Below are 19,623 nucleotides of genomic sequence, written 5' to 3' on the forward strand. Positions count from 1 at the left end.
GGACATGACAGAAACCGGCACGCCGGAACCGAGAGGCGCCATCCTTCAGCGCGACAAGCAGACCTACGCCATCGTGCCGCGCACCCCCTGCGGCATGCTGACGCCGGAAATACTCGACGCCATTTCCCGCGTGGCGCGCAAATACGGCATTCCCATCATCAAGATCACCTCCGGGCAGCGCCTTGCCCTGGTGGGCATGACGGCCGAGCAGGTGGAGCCCATCTGGGAAGATCTGCGCATGGACGTGGGCCGCGCGGTGGAGCTGTGCGTGCACTACGTGCAGGCCTGTCCCGGCACGGCGGTGTGCAAGCTGGGGCTGCAGGATTCGCTGGGGCTTGGCATCGAGATCGAGCAGACGCTGGCCGAGCAGCCCTTTCCGGCCAAGGTCAAGTTCGGCGTTTCCGGCTGTCCCATGTGCTGCGGCGAAAGCTACCTGCGCGACGTGGGCCTGGTGGGCACCAAGCGCGGCTGGAACGTGATCGTGGGCGGCAACTCTGGCGGGCACCCGCGCATCGGCGATGTGCTGGCCGAGGACCTGACCCGCGAGGCGGCGCTGGAGCTCGTGCAGCGCTTCATGCAGCTGTACCGCGACAATTCCGGCAAGCGGCTGCGCGTGTCCAAGTACGTGGAGAAGACCGGCATAGAGGCCATACGCGCCGCGCTGCTGCCCGCCGCCGAATAGGCGCGCGGCGATTTCGCGAGCAGAAAATACTGGCGGCAGGACTGCTTCGGGCGGTCCTGCCGCCTTCGTTGGCGGAAATGGTGAACGCGAGCGCGGTGGTCAGGGGGCAGGCAAAGGCGGCACGGCAGCGCGTGCCCTTGGCCCCGCCTAGCCGCCGCTGCCGGGGGCGCGCGGCTCCTGCGCGGCCTCCTTGCCCGGGCCGTGCCGATACAGCAACACCTGCACCGGGTCCACGGTCACCAGCCCTTCGGCCAGCAGTTCCTCGACGCGGGGCAGGAATGCCTCTATCTTGGCGGCGTCGTCGACGATCTCGACCACGATGGGCAGGTCTTCGGACAGGCGCAGCACCCGCGCGGTGTGCACCACGCTGTTGGCCCCGAAGCCCGCCAGCCCGCGGAATACCGTGCCGCCCGCCAGCCCGTCGCGCCGGGCGGATTCCAGGATGACCTCGTGCAGGGCGCGGCCCTTGTGGGTGTCGCGTTCGCCGGTGTAGATGCGCAGACGCAGGGCGTCGCCCGATATGATGCGCATGGCGTGCTCCTTCCTGTGGTGGATGCGTGCCGGTGGTGCATGCCGGTAGGCGGTTCTACACCAGCCGTCCGGCTCCCAGGCCCAGCCACAGCAGCACGAGGCCCAGCAGCAGCTGGCCGCCCGCATACAGGGCAAAGGCCATCCACTGCCCGGTCTCCATGAGGCCGAGGCTTTCGAAGGTGAAGGTGGAAAAGGTGGTGAACGCGCCCATGAAGCCGGTCAGCAGCACCACGCGCACGTCGGGATGCAGGGAGATGCGGTTTTCGCACACCCCCCAGACGAACCCGAAGGCCAGACAGCCCAGCACGTTGACCACGAACGTGCCGAGCGGAAACGTGCCGGGCGTCGCGCGCTGCACCAACCCGGCAAGGCCGTAGCGGGCAAGGCTGCCCAGCGCGCCCGCCAGGCCCAGCAAGACGATCTTCTGCACGGATTGGTCCTTTCTTCCGCCCATCTTCCGCAGTGCCGGAACGATGCGGCCCATGGAGTCCACATGGCGCTGGAAATGGAAATCAAGTTCCCCGAGGCGGACCTTGCCGCGCTTCGCGCGGCTTTGCAAGTGCTGGGGGCAACCGGCGGCGCTCCCTATCTGGAATGCAACCGGGTGTACGACACCCCCGGCCGCGACCTGCGCGCCGCCAATACCCTGCTGCGGCTGCGCACCAAGGCCGGGCCGGACCTGCGTGCCGCCGTGCTGACCATGAAGCGTCCGCCCCATGCGGCGGATGCCGGGTCCGCTCCCATTCCGGATGACGTGAAAGTCTGGGACGAGGTGCAGACCGCCGTGGCCGACGCCGACGCCATGCACCACGTGCTGACGGGGCTGGGGTACACGGTGGCCTTCGGCTATGACAAGGTGCGCGAGGTATGGAGCCTGGACGGGGTGCACGTGTGCCTGGACACCATGCCCTTCGGTCCGGTGGCGGAACTGGAGGGCGACCGCGAGGCCATCATGGCCGTGGCCGACAGGCTCGGTCTTGACAGGGCGCGCGCATCCATCGAAACCTATCACGATCTCAACCGCCGTTGGCGCGCGGCCCACGGGCTGCCCCCGGCGGAGGACTTCACCTTCGACGCGGCAGGGCTTGCCGCCGCCCGCCGGATGGTCTTCGGCGAAGACGATGGCCGAGCCGGGGCGGAATGACCCCTCACGGTCACGAAATTCCATGGGCGCAAGGTGTGCCGCGCGGCCCCCGTGGCCCCTCGACAGCACGCGCCGCGATGTTAGTATAAGGGCGTGGCCGCCGCAGGCCGCCCGGAAACAGCGAAACGAGCACCCATGAGCACCCATTTCGACGATCTAGGTTCACCGGCGGTTCCGGTCCGCATGGCAAGGCCGTCAGGTCCCTCCGGACCGCCAGATATGCCAGACATGCCGGATGGCGGCAGACACACGGATATCCTCATCGAGGATGAAGTGCGCGAGCCCCGGATGTTCCGGGTGCTCCTGCACAACGACGACTACACGACCATGGAGTTCGTGGTGTCGATTCTGGTCGAGGTGTTCCGCAGAACGCCCGACGAGGCGACGCGCATCATGCTGGCCGTCCACGAGAAGGGCGTCGGCGAATGCGGCGTGTACACGGCGGAGGTGGCCGAGACCAAGGTCGCCCTCGTGCATGCCCGCGCCCGGCGCGAAGGCTATCCACTGCGCTGCACCCTCGAAGAGGTATGACATGATCGGAAGACGCCTTGAAGCAGCGCTTACCGCCGCCGTCAACGACGTGCGGACGCGCAACCACGAGTTCCTGACGCTGGAGCACCTGCTCTACGCCATCTCCGGCGAGGACGCGGGCAAGTCCATCCTCGAATCCGTCGGGGTGGACGTGAAGGCCCTGCGCCTGCGCCTGGAAACCTTTTTCGCCACCCACCTGGAGCCGCTGCCCGCCGACACCCCCACCGAGGTGGTGCAGACGCTGGGCGTGCAGCGCGTGCTGCAGCGGGCCATCCGCCACATGCAGTCTGCGGGCAAGGCCGCCGTGGAAATCGGCGACGTGCTGGCCGCCATCTTCGAAGAGGACGACGCCTACGCCACCTATTTCCTGAAGTCGCAGGGGGTGAGCCGACTGGACGTGCTGCAGCACATCTCGCACGGCATGCCGGAGGACGGCGAGGGCGGCGGCGCGGGTGACGCCGAAGGCGAGGAGGGCGCGCCCGATTCCCCGCGCACCGACGCGCTGGAAAAGTTCACCGTGGACCTCACCGCCCGCGCCCGCGACGGCCGCATCGACCCGCTGATCGGTCGGGCGAAGGAACTGGAGCGGACCATTCAGGTGCTGGCCCGGCGGCGCAAGAACAACCCGCTGTACGTGGGCGACCCCGGCGTGGGCAAGACCGCCATCGCCGAAGGGCTGGCCCTGCGCGTGGCGGGCGGCGAGGTGCCCGAGGAATTCCGCGACGTGCGCATCTTCGCCCTGGACATGGGCGCGCTGCTGGCGGGCACCAAGTACCGGGGAGACTTCGAGCAGCGCTTGAAGGGCGTCATCACCGACCTCGGCAAGGTGCCGGGGGCCATCCTGTTCATCGACGAGATCCACACCATCGTGGGCGCGGGTTCCACCAGCGGCGGCTCCATGGATGCCTCCAACATCCTGAAGCCCGTGCTGGCCGACGGCAGCATCCGCTGCATCGGGTCCACCACCTACGAGGAATATCGCAACCATTTCGAGAAAGACCGCGCCCTGTCGCGCCGGTTCCAGAAGATCGACGTGCAGGAACCCTCGCAGGACGAATGCGTGGACATCCTGAAGGGGCTGCGTCCCTACTACGAGGACCACCACAAGGTGCGCTACACGCTGCCCGCCCTGCGCGCGGCCGTGGAGCTTTCCGCCCGGTACATCACCGAACGGCTGCTGCCCGACAAGGCCATCGACGTGCTGGACGAGGCGGGCGCGGCGGCCCGGCTGCGGCGCGGAGCCCGCGCGGCTTCGGCTTCGGACGCGGCCATCAGTGTGAAGGACGTGGAAAAGGTGGTGGCGCGCATGGCCCAGATACCGTCGCGCACGGTGTCGTCCAGCGACCGCGACCGCCTGCGCACCCTCGATGAAGATCTGCGCAACGTGGTCTTCGGCCAGGACGCGGCCGTGGGCGTCCTGGCGCGGGCCATCCTGCGCGCGCGGGCGGGCCTGGGGCGCGAAGACCGGCCCACCGGCAGCTTCCTGTTCTACGGCCCCACGGGCGTGGGCAAGACCGAACTTGCCCGCCGCCTGGCAGAGGTCATGGGCATCGGCTTCGTGCGCTACGACATGAGCGAATACATGGAGAAGCACTCGGTGTCGCGGCTCATCGGCGCGCCCCCCGGCTACGTGGGCTTCGACCAGGGCGGCCTGCTGACCGAGGCCATCCGCAAGCAGCCGTACACCGTGCTGCTGCTGGACGAGATCGAAAAGGCCCATCCGGACATCTTCAACATCCTGCTTCAGGTCATGGACTACGCCACGCTCACCGACAACACCGGGCGCAAGGCGGACTTCCGCAACGTGGTGCTGATCATGACCTCCAACGCGGGCGTGCGTGAAATGAGCGCGCCGTCCATCGGCTTTGGCGCCACCGCGCAGGAAGACGTGGCGGGCAAGGGCCGCAAGGCCGTGGAGAACATGTTCAGCCCGGAATTCCGCAACCGGCTGGACGCCATGATTCCCTTCGCCGGGCTGACCACCCCGGTGATGGAGCGCATTGTGGACAAGTTCGTGCTGGAACTGGAAGCCGGGCTGAAGGACCGGCGCGTGCGCCTGGAGCTGACCCCGGCGGCCCGCGTGCGCCTGGCCGAAAAGGGCTTCGAGCCCGCCTTCGGGGCGCGCCCGCTGCGCCGGGTGATCCGCACCGCGCTGGAAGACGAACTGGCCCGCGAGGTGCTGTTCGGCAAGCTGCGCAAGGGCGGCACCGCCATCGTGGACGTGGCCGCGCCGGAGGCGGCCGCCGCGCCCGCCCGCAAGGGTAAGGGCAAAGGCGCGGCGAAGGATGCCGCACCGGCGCCTGTGACCGAGGCAGCACCGGTACCCCTGTCCGGCGCCCCGCAGTCCGTTGCCGGGCTGGGCCTGGTGTTCCGCTATGAGCCGCTCGGCGGCGACGACGCCGCTGCCGATAAATGAACGTGCGCGTGCTGGGCCGGATGACCGGGGACGGTTCCGACTTCCCCGACCCGGCCGCCGCCCCGCCCGAAGGGCTGCTGGCCGTGGGGGGCGACCTTTCGCCCGCCCGGCTGGTGGCCGCCTACATGCGCGGCATCTTTCCCTGGTACGACCGGGGCACGCCCATCCTGTGGTGGTCGCCCGACCCGCGCTGCGCGCTGCTGCCGGGCAACCTGCACGTGTCGCGCAGCCTTGCCCGGCGCATCCGTTCCGATACGTTCGAGATTTCCTTCGACAAGGCCTTCGCGCTGGTCATCCGGCGCTGCGCGGCCACGCCCCGGCCGGGGCAGCGCGGCACTTGGCTGGTGCCCGCCATGATCGACGCCTACGAGGCGCTGCACCGCCTGGGCATCGCCCATTCGGCGGAGGCATGGCAGGGCGGCAGGCTGGTGGGCGGGGTGTACGGCGTGGCCCTGGGCGGGGTGTTCTACGGCGAATCCATGTTCCATCTCGCGGACGACGCCTCCAAGGTGGCGTTCACCTGGCTGGCCGCGTGGCTGCGCGAGGCGGGCTGCACCCTCATCGACTGCCAGCAGACCACCCCGCACATGGTGCGCTTTGGCGCGGTGGAACTGCCCCGGCCCGAATTCCTGGCCCGGCTGGCGGAAGGGCTGCGTGGCGCATTGCGTCTTGCCGACGGCCGCGAGGCGCGCTGTCCGGACGTTTCCGGGCTGCCCGCGCGGGGGGCGACGTCTGCGGCCGAAGTTCCGTGGGCAGCCGGGCAGGATGCGAAACCGGCCGGGCACTGGCGTGTCCCGGCCGGTTTTCGACCTTCCTGGTAGGGGCGCGGACCGGACGGTCCGCCTCATGATGCATTTCGCCACCGGCGTTGGCTGCCCCGTTGGGCGGCCAGCATGGCCAAGGCGACCGGCCCGTGGCGCGCACCCGTGTGGCGCGCTGGAGCGGGGCGGGTTATTCCTGCTCGTGCACCAGCGGCTCGTGCTGGGCCAGGTCGTAGAAGCCGCGCATGGCAAAGTGTAGCGGGTAGCGGGGCACGTCGTCGAAACGGATGACGCCCATGGTCTTGCCTTCCGGCAGGGCGGAGAAGGGCACCACGCCGCGCGGCACCGGCAGTTGCAGCGGACAGGCGATGATGCAGGTCAGCCGGTCGGCGTAGCGCCTGGACAGGTAGTCCACCACCGCGTCGCGCTCCGCCTCGGTGAAGGCTTCCAGCACCGTGCGCAGGGCGTCTGTTTCCGCCTCGGGGCCGGTCAGGTCGTCGGCGCCTGGTGCATTCGGATCAAGCGGCGCGCCCACCAGGCCGGGCACCCCGCGCAGGGCGGCCAGTTCTTCCGCCGCCTCCGTTTCGTCGGCCAGCCGGAAAAGGTGCGCCTGCACGTTGCGCCGCCCCTTGAAGGTGCGGATGGTGACGGATATGACGTGGGTGCGCGCCACCGGGGGCGTGCCTTCCACGGGAATGATGTTCAGTTCCATGCGGGCTCCATGCGTGGTTCCTGCGCGCCGGGCATCGTGCCAGCGGCCGGGAGTGCGTGCGTCGTGCGTGTGTCGTCGGGGCGGTGCGTCCGCAATCCGTGCCCATGGGCACGGGGGCATGAGAGGTCTGGAAGGCTCCATGCCGGGCAACGGGCCGCATCGCTTCCAAATTTTCTAGACCATCTTTCCGGCGGATGGAAGGGGGCGGGCGTCATCCGGCCATGTTCGCGGGCCTTGCCCCCCTCTGGAGAGGCCGTGCGGGCCGCCGTTTCCGTTTCCCGCCATCTGGCTGGCCGTCCGCGAGGGCGGCCGACCCCTTCCGAAAATGCACACCGGCCCGCGCAACGGGCCATGGAAACAGATATGACCCAATCCCCGTTCACCCTGCGCACCGACTACGAGCCGCGCGGCGACCAGCCCGAAGCCATCGACCAGATCGTCGCCAACATCGAGGCGGGCGTGAAGGACCAGGTGCTGCTGGGGGTCACCGGTTCCGGCAAGACCTTCACCATGGCCCAGGTCATCGCCCGCTGCGGCAGGCCCGCCCTGGTGCTGGCCCCCAACAAGACCCTGGCCGCCCAGTTGTACAACGAGTTCCGCCAGCTGTTCCCGGAGAACGCGGTGGAATATTTCGTCAGCTATTACGACTATTACCAGCCGGAAGCCTACGTGCCCTCGTCAGACACGTACATCGAGAAGGATTCGTCCATCAACGACAACATCGACAAGCTGCGCCACGCGGCCACCCACGCGCTGCTCACCCGGCGCGACGTGGTCATCGTGGCTTCGGTGTCGTGCATCTACGGCCTGGGTTCGCCGGAATACTACGCCAAACTGGTCATTCCCGTGGAGACCGGGCAGCGGCTGTCCATGGATGCCCTGGTTACCCGGCTGGTGGAGGTGCAGTACGAGCGCAACGACTACGACTTCCATCGCGGCACCTTCCGGGTGCGGGGTGACGTGCTGGAAATCATCCCCGCCTACCATCACGAGCGGGCGCTGCGCATCGAGTTCTTTGGCGACGACATCGACGCCATCAACGAGATAGACCCGCTCACCGGCGAAGTGCTGGCTGCGGTGGGCAAGACGGTCATCTATCCGGCCAGCCACTACGTGTCCGACCGCGACAACCTGGTGCGGGCCATTTCCGACATCCGCGGCGAACTGGGCGAGCGCCTGCGCGAACTGAAGGGGGCCAACCGCCTGGTGGAGGCCCAGCGGCTGGAGCAGCGCACCATGCTCGACCTCGAGATGATGGAGGAAATGGGCTACTGCAACGGGGTGGAAAACTATTCGCGCCACCTCGACGGCCGCGAGCCGGGCGGCCCGCCTTCGTGCCTGCTGGACTACTTTCCCGATGATTTCGTGCTGTTCGTGGACGAATCGCACATCACGGTCTCTCAGGTGGGGGCCATGTACAAGGGCGACCGTTCGCGCAAGACCACCCTGGTGGATTACGGCTTTCGCCTGCCCTCGGCCCTGGACAACAGGCCGCTGGAATTTCACGAGTTCCTCGCGCGGCTGAACCAGACCGTGTACGTTTCCGCCACGCCCGGCAAATGGGAGCTGGACCGCTCGCAGGGCATCGTGGCCGAGCAGATCATCCGGCCCACCGGCCTTGTCGATCCCATCACGGAGGTGCGCCCGACCAAGGGGCAGGTGGATGACCTGCTGGGCGAATGCCGCCTGCGCGCCGCGCGCGACGAACGCGTGCTGGTGACCACGCTCACCAAGCGCATGGCCGAAGACCTGACGGAATACTTCAACGAGATGGGCGTGGCCGCGCGCTACCTGCATTCCGACATCGACACCATGGAACGCATGGCCATCATCCAGGCGTTGCGCCGCAAGGAATTTGACGTGCTTGTGGGCATCAACCTGCTGCGTGAAGGTCTTGATATCCCGGAAGTTTCTCTGGTATCTATTCTTGATGCGGACAAGGAGGGCTTTCTGCGCTCCACGGGTTCGCTCATCCAGACCTTCGGCCGCGCCGCGCGTAACGTGGAAGGCCGGGTGATCATGTACGCGGACGTGGTGACCCGGTCCATGCAGGCCGCCATGGACGAGACGGCCAGGCGGCGCGAACGGCAGACCGGCTACAACGAGGCGCACCACATCGTGCCCGCCACCATCCGCAAGGCGGTGGATACGCCGTTCGACGCCATCTACGCCGAGGCCGCAGAAGCCAAGGGACGCAAGGGCAAGGGGCGCAAGGACGCGGCGCAGGCGGCGACAACCGTTGCCCCGTGGTCCAGCGATCCGCACGAGTTGGCCAAACAGATCCAGCAGCTGGAGCGCGACATGCGCGAGGCCGCCAAGGAACTGGAATTCGAGCGCGCGGCGGAACTGCGCGACCGCATCCGGCTGCTGCGCGAGCATTTGCTGGGTGCGTCCGGTACGAACTAGTACGGCACGAACTACTACGGCGCGACCATATTCGGCACGAACTGGGCTCGGCGGCATCATGCAGCGGGGCGCACGCCCCGGATGGCGGTTCAGGCCTGCCCGGCTTCGGGCGGTAACGGTCAGACAGGACGACGGCACATGCGGCAACACCCGCTGATCACCGCCTACCACCGGTTGCGCATCCGCCTTGGGGCATGGGGCCCGCTGGTCATCAGCCAGTGCACCATGCTGCTGGTGTTCGCCACGGCAACCTGGGCCTATTCGCACATCGAAGGCTGGAGCCTGTGGGACAGCTTCTACATGGTGGTCATCACCCTTTCCACCGTGGGCTTTCAGGAGGTGCACCCCCTGTCCGTCCCCGGCCGGGTGCTGACCACGGTGCTGATCCTGACCGGGGTGGGCAACTTCGCCTTCATCCTTGGCGCGTTCTCGCAACTGCTGGTGGATGGCAAGCTTTACAAGATGCTCGGGAGGCGCAGGGTGCTGAAGACCATATCGTCGCTACGCGGCCATTGCATCGTCTGCGGCTACGGCCGCATCGGCTCTGTGGTGGCGCGCGAACTGATGCAGGAAGGCGTGCCCATCGTGGTGGTGGAAAACGACCCGGTGGCCGTGGAGCGGCTGGAAAACGACGGCATCGTCCATCTTGCGGGCGACGCCACCAGCGACGACGTGCTCAACGCCTGCAACATCGGACACGCCAAGGCGCTCGTGGCCGCGCTGTCGCTGGATTCGGCCAACGTCTACGTGGTGCTCAGCGCGCGCCAGATGAACCCGGACATGATCATCATCGCCCGCGCGGGCGACGCCTCGCACATCGGCAAACTGCAACTGGCCGGGGCGGACCGGGTGTTCCTGCCGCACCACCTGGGCGGGCTGCGCATGGCCCAGTCCATTTTGCGCCCCACCGTGACCACGTTCATGGAACTGGCCCACTCCAAGACCGACCTGAACATCCAGATGGAAGAACTGACCGTGGGCGAGGGCTCGGAACTGTCGGGCAAGACGCTGATGGCCTCGGGCATCCGGCAGCGGTTCAACCTCATCGTCATCGGGGTCAAGAAGCCCGACGGCCAGATGTTCTTCAACCCGGAATCGACCTACGAATTGAACCCCGGCGACACCCTGGTCACCGTGGGCAAGCCGGAGAACTTCCGGCAGTTGCAGGAGATTCTGTGACGGCAAGCGGCCGGGCAGGGCGGAATGCCGCTGACGGGGGCGGCGACGCGCCCATGGCGGAACAGGCCGCAGCGCCTTCCGCAACGCCCGGCAGCGACACGGCCAATGTCCCGGTCATCGCAACGGTCATCCTGCACTACGGCGACCCGGCGCTGGCCGCCAATCTGGCCGACACGTTGCGCCGGGCCGATCCGGACCATGCCTCGCGGGTGCTGGTTCTGGACAACGCGGCCCCGCGACCGGCCATTGGCGCATGGCGCAGACTGCCGGACAACCTGTTCTGGGGCGGCGCGCTGGCGTACAGCCTGGACGCCGCGCGCGACATGGGCTGCACGCACCTGTGGTTCCTGAACAACGACATTTCCTTCGAGACGCGTCCGCCGCTGGTGGCGCGGGCGGCCCTGCGCATGGCCCGCATGGGCGCGGCGCTGGCCGCGCGCGGGCTGGGCGGACCAGCAGGCAGGGTGGGGGTGTACGCCCCGGCCGTGGACCGCAACCCCTACCACCCGCAGATGGTGCGCGACGCGCGCGTGCAGTACCGGCGCGTGGCGCTGGTGGACGGCATCGCGCCGTGCATCGACCTTGATTGCGCGCGTGCCGTGGGCGGCGCGGACTGCGCCGACAACCCGCGCGGCTACGGGGTGGACGTGTGGCTGTCCCTGCGGGCGCACCGGGCGGGCTGGCCGGTGGTGGTGGACCATCAGCTGGTGGTCCGGCACCGCTACCACACCACGGCGCGTTCCGTGGACGGCTTCATGGATGCCGCCGCCCGCGCCGAGCACGAGTACATGACCCGTCGCCTCGGCCCCGCATGGCGCGACGAGGTGGCCAGCCTGCAACATCAATGGACCGACGAGACCACGCTGTGAGCATTTCCGACGGTATTTTCCCGGCCGATACCGCGCAGGGCGATGCGCGTGACGCCGCCCCCGCGCACGTGGCCGCGCGCGCCGAATCCCTGCGCGAGCAGCTGAACTACCACAGTCATCGCTACTACGTGCTGGACGACGCGGAAATCTCCGACGCCGAATACGACGCCCTGTTCCGCGAACTGCAGGACATCGAGGCGGAATGGCCCTCCCTGCGCACGCCCGATTCGCCCACCCACCGCGTGGGCGACGCCGTGGTGGCCGCGCTGGAAACGCAGGCCCACACCCTGCGCATGTACAGCCTGGACAACGCCTTTTCGGGCGAGGAATGGGACGCCTTCATCCAGCGGTTGCTGCGGGCCGAGCCGGATGCCCCCACGGCCTTCTGGTGCGACCCCAAGATGGACGGCCTGGCGCTGGAAGTGATCTACGAAAACGGGGTCTTCACCACGGCCCTCACGCGGGGCGACGGCGAAAAGGGCGAAATCGTCACCACGGCCATGCGCACGGTGCGCAACCTGCCGCTGCGCCTGCACGGCGAGGGGCCGCATCCTATTCGTCTGGAGGTGCGCGGCGAGGTGGTCATCACCCGCGCGGAATTCGACGCCCTCAACGCCGCCCGGCGCGGGGCGGGCGAAAAGCTGTTCGCCAATCCGCGCAACGCCGCCGCCGGTTCGGTGCGCCAGTTGGATGCCTCGGTCACGGCGGGGCGACCGTTGCGTTTCCTGGCCTACGGGGTGGGGCAGGTCATCTGGCCTGATGATGTGACCGGGGGGGCGCAGGGGCTTGAAGCCCGCTGGGTCACCCACGGCCAGGTCATGGCCGCGCTGGCCGACTACGGCTTCGGCACCCCGCCCGATGCGCGCCGCTGCGAAAACCCGGCGGACGTCATGGCCTACTACGAGGAGCTTGGCCGTCGCCGATCGGAACTGCCCTTCGACATCGACGGCGTGGTGGCCAAGCTGGACGACCTGTCCGCGCAGGAGGCGCTGGGCTATACCGCCCGCGCGCCGCGTTGGGCCATCGCCCTGAAGTTTCCCGCCCACCAGGCCACCACCCGGCTTGAGCACATCGCCATCCAGGTGGGCCGCACGGGGGTGCTGACCCCGGTGGCGGAACTTGCGCCCGTGGCCGTGGGCGGCGTCACCGTGTCGCGGGCCACCCTGCACAACGAGGACGAAATCCGCGCCAAGGATTTGCGCGTGGGCGACATGGTCGTCGTGCAGCGCGCGGGCGACGTGATTCCGGAGGTGGTGCGTCCCCTGCCCGAACACCGTCCCGCCGACGGCCTGCCGGAGTTCGAATTTCCCCGCGCCTGCCCGGTGTGCCACACCCCGGTGCGCCGCGAAGAGGGCGAGGCCGCGTGGCGCTGCGTCAACGTGGGCTGCCCCGCCGTGGTGCGCCAGTCCATCATCCACTTCGTGTCCAAGGCCGGGCTCGACATTCAGGGCGTGGGCCGCAGGTGGGTGGAACTGCTGGTGGACCGGGGCAAGGTGACCAGCCCGGCGGATCTGTTCAGCCTGGACAAGCAGGCCCTGCTGGCCTTCGAGCGCATGGGGCCGAAGCTGGCGGAAAATTTCATCGCAGCGTTCGATGCCGCGCGCACCGGAGCAACCCTTGCCCGGCTTATCTGCGCACTGGGCATCCGCCACGTGGGCGAACAGACCGCGCGCACCCTGGCCACCCATTTCGCCCACCTCGACGCGCTGGGCGCGGCCGAAGGCGAGGCGTTGCAGCAACTGCCGGACATCGGGCCCGAGGTTGCCGGGTCTATTCGCGCCTTCTTCGCCAACGAGGGCAACCGCGCCTTGCTGGAGCGGCTGCGCGGGGTGGGCCTGTGGCCGGTGCGCCCAGTGCGCTCGGACGCGGACGCCGCGGGCACGCCGGGCGAAGGCAATGGCCCGCTGGCCGGGATGGGTGTTCTGTTCACCGGTTCTTTGGTTTCCCTCACCCGGTCCGAGGCGGAGCGGCGCGCCGTGGCCGCCGGGGCGCACATCCTTGGCGGCGTCAGCAAGAAGCTGGACCTGCTGGTGGTGGGCGACAAGCCCGGCTCCAAGCTCGACAAGGCCACGAAACTCGGCATACGGGTACTGCGGGAACAGGAGTTTCTCGACCTGCTGGAAGGCAGGGGCGGGGATGGGAACCCCGCAGGCGGTGCCGGCACGCCCGGCAATGAAGGCGAAGGCGACAAGGCTGGCGGTGCGGGTAACGATGCGGCTTCAGCATCTGCCTCGGTCGCTCCGGCTTCCTCGGCCCCGGCCGTATCGTCCGTTCCCCGCAAGAAGGACCAGCATTCATTGCTGTGATTCCGGCATTTCCGTTCAGACGCCACGCTTGCCGGGCCGCATCCCGGGTTTCGGCGGCGCGCGCATAACGCATAAGGAGCGAGCATGAGCACTTCGATCATCGTCACGGGCGCTGGCGGACGCATGGGGTCCACCATCTGCCGCATGGCGCAGGAAGACCCGGCCCTGACGCTGGCCGCCGTCGTCGAGCGTCCCGAACGCCTGGCCTCGCTCGACGTGTGGAAATGTCCCGCTGGCAGCGACCCGGTCGCGGTGTTCGCCCAGGTGCCCGGCGGCGTGGTGGTGGACTTCACCTCGCCCGAGGCCAGCCTGGCCAACGCCCGCGCCGCCGCCAAGGCCGGAGTGTCGCACGTCATCGGCACCACGGGGCTCACCGCCGAGCAGAAGGCGGAACTGGCCGACCTGGCCAAGACCGCGCGCATCTTCTGGGCGCCCAACATGAGCATCGGCGTCAATGTGTTACTGAAAATCCTGCCGCAACTGGTGCAGCAACTGGGCGAACAGTACGACCTGGAAATGGTGGAACTGCACCACAACCGCAAGAAGGATTCGCCCAGCGGCACCGCCCTGCGTCTTGCCGAATGCCTGGCCGAGGCACGCGGCTGGAACCTGCCCGCCGTTGCCAACTACCACCGCGAAGGCATCATCGGCGAACGGCCCACGAAAGAGATCGGCATCCAGACCATTCGCGGCGGCGATGTGGTGGGCGTGCACACCGTGTACGCCATGGGCCCCGGCGAACGCATCGAAATCACCCATCAGGCCCACTCGCGCGAAAACTTCGCCCAGGGCGCCCTGCGCGCCGCCAAGTGGCTGCCCCAGCAGCAGCCCGGCACGCTCTACTCCATGCTGGACATGTTGTAGGCACCGGACGCTTAAAGACGAATCGGGGGAAGGGGGAAACTTTTGAAAAAGTTTCCCCCTTCCCCCGAACCCCCTTTCCCCTTCCAAACTTTTTGTTTGTTGCGTGGTTGCATATGTCATCTGTGCCGTCTTCACATAGCTGAATACTATCGGCATGGTAAGCCCCAATGAAAAAGTTTTGAGCGGGTAGGGAGGGGTTCGGGGAGGGAAGGGAGAACTTTTCCAAAAGTTCTCCCTTCCCTCCCCGATACTCTCCACCTTTTTCCGATTCGGAGAAGCTTAATGAACATCGCGCTGTTGCAGCTGAACATGGTGGTGGGCGACGTGGCGGGCAATGCGGCGCGCATCGAGGCGGCGGTGCGCGATGCCGCGGCGCGGGGTGCGGGTCTGTGCGTGACGCCAGAGCTGGCCATCTGCGGGTACCCCCCGCGCGACCTGTTGCTGCGGCGCGACTTCGTGCCCGGCTGCCGCAAGGCGCTGGAGGCGCTGGCGCTGCGGCTGAAGGATGGGCCGCCGGTGCTGGTGGGCGCGCCGGTGCCCAATCCCACGCCGGTGGGCAACCGGCTGCACAACGCGGCGGTGCTGCTGCACGAGGGCACGGTAACGGTGGCCACGCGCAAGGTGCTGCTGCCCACCTACGACGTGTTCGACGAGCGCCGGTATTTCGAGCCGGGGGTGAACTGCGGCGCGGTGACGGTGGCGGGCTGGCGCATCGGCGTCACGGTGTGCGAGGACATCTGGAACGACAAGACCTTCTGGCAGGAACACCGCCAGTACGAGACCGACCCGGTGTCGGACCTTGCACTGGCGGGCGTGGACGTCATCGTCAACCTGTCGGCCTCGCCGTTCACGCTGGGCAAGCAGGCGGTACGCGAACGCATGCTGTCGCGCGTGGCCTCGCGCTACCGGGTGCCGGTGCTGTATGCCAACCAGGTGGGCGGCAACGACGACCTGCTGTTCGCGGGGAAGAGTGTGGCCTTCGACGCGGTGGGGCACCTCATGGCGCGGGGCCGCCCGTTCGAGGAAGACACGGTGCTGGTGGACGTTGCGGCGGGCACGGGCTCCATCTGCCCGGACCCGGCCGAGCCGGAGGCGCAAGTGTGGCATGCGCTGGTCATGGGCACGCGCGACTACGCCCGCAAGTGCGGGTTCACGGGTGCGGTGCTGGGCCTTTCGGGCGGGGTGGATTCGGCATTGGTGGCGGCAGTCGCGGCAGAGGCGCTGGGGCCTGGGAACGTGCGGGTGCTGCTGATGCCTTCGCCCCATTCCAGCGAGGGCAGCGTGACCGACGCGCTGGCCGTGGCCCGCAATCTGGGCCTGTCGGCGGACGCGGTGCATACGGTGCCCATCGGCCCGCTGATGGACGGCTTCGACGCGGCGCTGGCCCCGGTGTTCGGCGCGCTGGGCCGCACCGTGCGCGACGTGACGGAAGAGAACATCCAGTCGCGCATCCGGGGCAACCTGCTCATGGCCGTGTCCAACAAGTCCGGCGCGGTGCTGCTGACCACCGGCAACAAGTCGGAACTGGCCGTGGGCTACTGCACCATCTACGGCGACATGGCGGGCGGGCTCGCCGTCATCGCTGACGTGCCCAAGACCCTGGTGTACCGGGTGTGCCGCTGGCGCAACGCCCAGGCCGGGTTCGACCTGATTCCCACGGCCATCCTGGACAAAGCCCCCTCGGCGGAACTGCGGCCGGACCAGAAGGATACCGACAGCCTGCCCCCTTACGACGTGCTGGACGCCATCCTGGAGCGCAGCGTGGTGCACCACATGGACCGCAACGCCGTGGTGGCCGAAGGCTTCGACCCCGCCGTGGTGGACAACGTGCTGCGACTGGTGCGCATTTCCGAATTCAAGCGGCGGCAGGCCGCGCCCGGTCTGAAGGTTACCGACCGCGCCTTTGGCACCGGCTGGCGCATGCCCGTGGCAAGCCGGTTGGTGTTGCCGTGACAGGTGGTTGAATAAAGCAGGTTTATTCGCAGTGTGCAGGGTCAGCTATAGCTTTTTTATATCTCGAGACCCAAAACGAACTTTTGTTTTCATCCCAAGCTGTGATTGATGTGCTATTCTCTGACGTTTCGTTGAATTCTATCATTAAAATCACGTTTCCTGCCGACCAGCCAGGGACTTCAATTTTGACGATGCCATATTTTTTGTTTTTTGGATCTAGTGTTGCCGTTGCAATGTTCCCGCATTTTGTACTAAACATATATATGTTGTGAGCTATGTCTATTAAGCTTTTTTCTTCGCGCCATGTTTCCACGAAATATTTCTCTGTTCGCAGCTCGTCCGCAGAACGGTTGGAGTAGCGTACAACCATGCAACCAGAAAGCATCACTATAAACAATAAATAGACGACTGGCTTCATTTTGTAGCATCCAATTTTTGTGTGTTTATGTGGCTATCCTAATATTTATTTCGTGTTACGTCGCGAAAGATGAGCATGTCAATGACTGCCAGAGAGATGGCGATATAAGCGCCTGCCTCTCCATTGTGCTACGAGCCCGGATTCCATAAGCAACGTAACGTTTTCTTTCTTTAATTCTCCAGTCGCACCCGCTGATCATAATACGCGGTGCTGTCGCCCATGTCGGTGGCCAGCGGGGCGATGAGCGCATTGGGCGAGCGGCCATGGGCCAGCCAGCCGCCGCGCGGCATGATCACGGTGCGGGGATGGATGCCGGGCCGGGTCTGCACTTGCACGGGCATGCGGCCATGCGGCGAGACGATGAACACGGGGCGGTCCATGTCCAGCGTGGCAAGGGCAGGGCATTCCGGGGCCACCTGCACGGTGACGGGCTCCGTGTTGCCGCCGGGCTGGCGGTCCGGCAGGCCCACCTGCGAGTTGACGTAGTCCGGGGCCAGCAGGGTCAGCAGATGCAGGGGGTAGTCGCTCGCCGAAGCGCCATGCGGAGTGGTCGCGGCGGCACCGTCCATGTGCAGGGCCTCCGGCAGATGGTACAGCCCGTCGGCATGGGCGAAGCGCAGCCCTTCCCAGGCCACGGCGGCGCGCCTGGCCTTGGTCCAGCCGGTGGCCTTCAATTCTTCAAGCGATACTTCAAGCCAGGGAGAGCGCAGGGCCTGCCGCAGCACATCCTCCCGATCCGGGAATGAGATGGGCCGGGCCAGCCGCTCCGCCACGCCGCGCGCGATGTCGAAGTCGTGGCGCACATCACCGGGCATGGGGCAGGCGGGGGCGGCGTAGGCGATGTAGTTGTGGAAGGCGGAGCCAAAGATTTCCTCGCGCTCCAGCACCAGCGCGCAGGGCAGCACCACGTCGGCCCGGCGCGCGGTGTCGGTGAGAAAGGCTTCCACCACCACGGTGAAGTCGATGGCCTCCACGGCGCGGGCCAGGGCCGGGGCGTCGGGCGACTGGTTCACGGGGTTGAAGGCGTCAACCCACAGGAAGCGTACCGGCGGGTCGGCCTGGGCCAGTTCCTGCGCCAGATGCGAGAGCAGGAAGGTGCGGGCGGGCGTGCCCGCCTTCTTGCCCCACGAAAGGTCCAGGCTGCGGCCGGAGGAAATGCCGTAGTACGCGCCGCCGCCGGAAACGCCCATGTTGCCGGACAGCATGACCAGCGCATTGATGAACCGCACGCTTTCGCCGCCGCGCAGGTAACGTTGCAGCCCCCAGCCCAGCAGGCTGGCCGTGGGGCCGTCGGCCCCTGCCTCGCGGCACATCCACCGGCACAGGGTGTCCAGGTCCGCCGGGGTGGCGTCACAGGCGGCCAGCAGTTCAGATTCGCTCATGGCCAGCAGCATGGCCCGGAATTCCGCGAAGCCCCGCGTGCGTTCGCTGATGGCCCGGGGCACGGCATCGTCCGCCAGCAGGCGGCGGATGGCCGCAGCGGCCAGAAACCGGTCGCCGCCGGGGCGGATGCGGATGCGGGCGTCGGTGAAGGCGTCGTTGTCGTCGCCGCCGGGAGAGATGGTCAGCACCGGCACGCCGCGCTTGCGGGCGTCGCGCACCATCAGCCCCAGATGCAGCGAGGACCGGGCCAGGTCCTTGCCCCAGTTGACGATGGCGGCGGCGTTGGCCAGGTCGTCGCTGTCGTTGTGGTCCGGCGCGCCGAAGTCGGCCTCGCAGGCGGCATCACCCGCGCCGTCGCACAAGGATCCGCGCTTGCTGGCCGCGCCCAGGCTGTTGAAAAGGTAGTTGCTGGCCTCCGCCAGCGCGCCCCGGTAGCCGAAGCCGCGCAGGTGCAGGATGGATTCCGGCGTGTGCCGAAGGGCGTCCAGCCTGGCCGCGCACAGGGCCAGGGCCTCGTCCCACGTGGCCGGGTGCAGCGCGCCGTCCCCGCCGCGCACCAGCGGCGTGGTGATGCGGTCGGGGCTCAGGCGGCGGGCGGCCAGCCCGCGCCCCTTGACGCAGACCACCCCGCGCGTGAACGGGTGGTCCGGGTTGCCGGAAACGCGCACGCCCCCGGCGGTGTCGTCATGCAGGCTGGTTTCCTCGTCCGGCAGGTGCACCACCAGTGAACAGGCCCCGTGACAGTCAAGCGAACAGGCGGAAAGACGTTGCATGCGAAACTCCGTGGGGGAGCGGGTTGGCGGAAAATGGCGGGCATCCGGGCGGGAGAGGGTGCGGGCCGCACGGCCACTGAGCGCCACACTTACCGGAGCTTCCGTGACCCCGGTCACGGAAGAACGGCGCGGGCCGTGCCACGGTTGAGACGCCATGTAAAAAGGGCCGGACCCGGCAGCAACCGGACCCGGCCCCGCCCGGTCAGGGAAAGGGCGAAGCTGGCGGCGGGCTAGTTCTGGTACAGCTTGTCGCCGGAAATGACGGGGATGCCCGCCTCGTTCAGTACTTCGATGGCCTGGTCGGTGCGGTCGAAGCGGAAGATGAGCACCGCGTTGGCGCCGTTCTGCTGCACGAAGGCGTACATGTATTCCACGTTGACGCCGCGGGTGCTCAGCAGTTGCAGGATACTGTCGAGGCCGCCGGGATGGTCGGGCACTTCCACGGCCACCACCGAGGTGCGGCCCACGGTGAAGCCCTTGTCCTTCAGGGCGGCCTTGGCCTTTTCGTGGTCGTGCACGATCAGGCGCAGGATGCCGAAGTCCGAGGTGTCGGCCAGCGACAGGGCGCGGATGTTGATGCCCGCCTCTGCCAGGGTGTGGGTGACCTCGGCCAGACGTCCGGCCTTGTTCTCGAGAAATACGGAAATCTGTTCCACTTTCATGGCGACAATCCTTTTGCGGGGTGAAGCAGGCCG

At 67.6% G+C, this 19,623-nt stretch carries 17 protein-coding genes; 11 read left to right on the forward strand and 6 right to left on the reverse strand.

What is annotated here, in order from left to right:
- Positions 1-4 precede the first annotated feature (4 nt).
- Positions 5-682: an NAD(P)/FAD-dependent oxidoreductase gene (locus RVX_RS07700; protein ID WP_116305401.1), complete on the forward strand. Its 678-nt coding sequence runs from the start codon at positions 5-7 to the stop codon at positions 680-682.
- A 147-nt stretch (positions 683-829) separates the two neighbouring features.
- Here the strand turns inward: RVX_RS07700 and RVX_RS07705 are convergent, their stop codons facing one another.
- Both RVX_RS07705 and crcB read right to left on the reverse strand, forming a co-directional pair.
- Complete coding sequence (locus tag RVX_RS07705) at positions 830-1,213, reverse strand: DUF190 domain-containing protein (RefSeq protein ID WP_116305402.1); 384 nt, start codon at positions 1,211-1,213, stop codon at positions 830-832.
- Positions 1,214-1,268: 55 nt separating this feature from the next.
- Positions 1,269-1,643, reverse strand: coding sequence for a fluoride efflux transporter CrcB (gene crcB / locus RVX_RS07710; RefSeq protein ID WP_116305403.1), 375 nt, complete (start codon positions 1,641-1,643; stop codon positions 1,269-1,271).
- A gap of 63 nt (positions 1,644-1,706) precedes the next feature.
- Between crcB and RVX_RS07715 the strand changes: the two genes are divergently transcribed.
- The 4 genes from RVX_RS07715 to aat all read left to right on the forward strand — a co-directional run bounded on the left by RVX_RS07715 (position 1,707) and on the right by aat (position 6,125).
- Positions 1,707-2,357 (forward strand): class IV adenylate cyclase, encoded by a 651-nt coding sequence (locus tag RVX_RS07715; RefSeq protein WP_116305404.1) that lies wholly within the window; start codon positions 1,707-1,709, stop codon positions 2,355-2,357.
- A gap of 228 nt (positions 2,358-2,585) precedes the next feature.
- The gene (locus tag RVX_RS07720) at positions 2,586-2,888 is read left to right on the forward strand and encodes an ATP-dependent Clp protease adaptor ClpS (protein WP_116306456.1); all 303 of its coding nucleotides are present in this window, start codon (positions 2,586-2,588) and stop codon (positions 2,886-2,888) included.
- A gap of 1 nt (position 2,889) precedes the next feature.
- Positions 2,890-5,304, forward strand: a complete 2,415-nt coding sequence (clpA, locus tag RVX_RS07725; RefSeq protein WP_116305405.1) for an ATP-dependent Clp protease ATP-binding subunit ClpA — start codon at positions 2,890-2,892, stop codon at positions 5,302-5,304.
- 20 nt (positions 5,305-5,324) lie between these two features.
- Complete coding sequence (gene aat, locus RVX_RS07730) at positions 5,325-6,125, forward strand: leucyl/phenylalanyl-tRNA--protein transferase (RefSeq protein WP_371682106.1); 801 nt, start codon at positions 5,325-5,327, stop codon at positions 6,123-6,125.
- Positions 6,126-6,255: 130 nt separating this feature from the next.
- Here the strand turns inward: aat and RVX_RS07735 are convergent, their stop codons facing one another.
- Positions 6,256-6,777, reverse strand: a complete 522-nt coding sequence (locus RVX_RS07735) for a hypothetical protein (RefSeq protein WP_116305407.1) — start codon at positions 6,775-6,777, stop codon at positions 6,256-6,258.
- A 363-nt stretch (positions 6,778-7,140) separates the two neighbouring features.
- Here RVX_RS07735 and uvrB point away from each other — a divergent pair, with 363 nt between their 5' ends.
- The 6 genes from uvrB (at position 7,141) to RVX_RS07765 (ending at position 16,354) form a co-directional block, all read left to right on the forward strand.
- Positions 7,141-9,183, forward strand: coding sequence for an excinuclease ABC subunit UvrB (gene uvrB, locus RVX_RS07740; protein WP_116305408.1), 2,043 nt, complete (start codon positions 7,141-7,143; stop codon positions 9,181-9,183).
- A 138-nt stretch (positions 9,184-9,321) separates the two neighbouring features.
- Complete coding sequence (locus RVX_RS07745) at positions 9,322-10,362, forward strand: potassium channel family protein (protein ID WP_116305409.1); 1,041 nt, start codon at positions 9,322-9,324, stop codon at positions 10,360-10,362.
- Positions 10,359-11,231 carry a hypothetical protein gene (locus tag RVX_RS07750; RefSeq protein ID WP_116305410.1) on the forward strand — a complete coding sequence of 291 codons (873 nt, stop codon included), beginning with the start codon at positions 10,359-10,361 and terminating at the stop codon, positions 11,229-11,231. The genes RVX_RS07745 and RVX_RS07750 overlap by 4 nt, the downstream gene beginning before the upstream one ends.
- Positions 11,228-13,537, forward strand: coding sequence for an NAD-dependent DNA ligase LigA (gene ligA, locus RVX_RS07755; RefSeq protein ID WP_116305411.1), 2,310 nt, complete (start codon positions 11,228-11,230; stop codon positions 13,535-13,537). Before RVX_RS07750 ends, ligA begins: the two co-directional genes overlap by 4 nt.
- Positions 13,538-13,621: 84 nt before the next feature.
- Entirely contained in the window at positions 13,622-14,401 is a 780-nt protein-coding gene (gene dapB / locus RVX_RS07760) for a 4-hydroxy-tetrahydrodipicolinate reductase (RefSeq protein ID WP_116305412.1), read from the forward strand.
- Between the two features lie 282 nt (positions 14,402-14,683).
- The gene (locus RVX_RS07765) at positions 14,684-16,354 is read left to right on the forward strand and encodes an NAD+ synthase (RefSeq protein ID WP_116305413.1); all 1,671 of its coding nucleotides are present in this window, start codon (positions 14,684-14,686) and stop codon (positions 16,352-16,354) included.
- 22 nt (positions 16,355-16,376) lie between these two features.
- Here the strand turns inward: RVX_RS07765 and RVX_RS07770 are convergent, their stop codons facing one another.
- From RVX_RS07770 to RVX_RS07780, 3 genes are all read right to left on the reverse strand, one after another.
- Positions 16,377-16,772, reverse strand: coding sequence for a hypothetical protein (locus RVX_RS07770; protein ID WP_147307514.1), 396 nt, complete (start codon positions 16,770-16,772; stop codon positions 16,377-16,379).
- Positions 16,773-16,942: 170 nt separating this feature from the next.
- Positions 16,943-18,928: a molybdopterin-dependent oxidoreductase gene (locus tag RVX_RS07775; protein WP_116305414.1), complete on the reverse strand. Its 1,986-nt coding sequence runs from the start codon at positions 18,926-18,928 to the stop codon at positions 16,943-16,945.
- 230 nt (positions 18,929-19,158) lie between these two features.
- Complete coding sequence (locus RVX_RS07780) at positions 19,159-19,590, reverse strand: ACT domain-containing protein (protein ID WP_116305415.1); 432 nt, start codon at positions 19,588-19,590, stop codon at positions 19,159-19,161.
- Positions 19,591-19,623 lie beyond the last annotated feature (33 nt).

The organism is Nitratidesulfovibrio sp. HK-II (genome assembly GCF_003402415.2).
Lineage (GTDB): Bacteria > Desulfobacterota > Desulfovibrionia > Desulfovibrionales > Desulfovibrionaceae > Cupidesulfovibrio.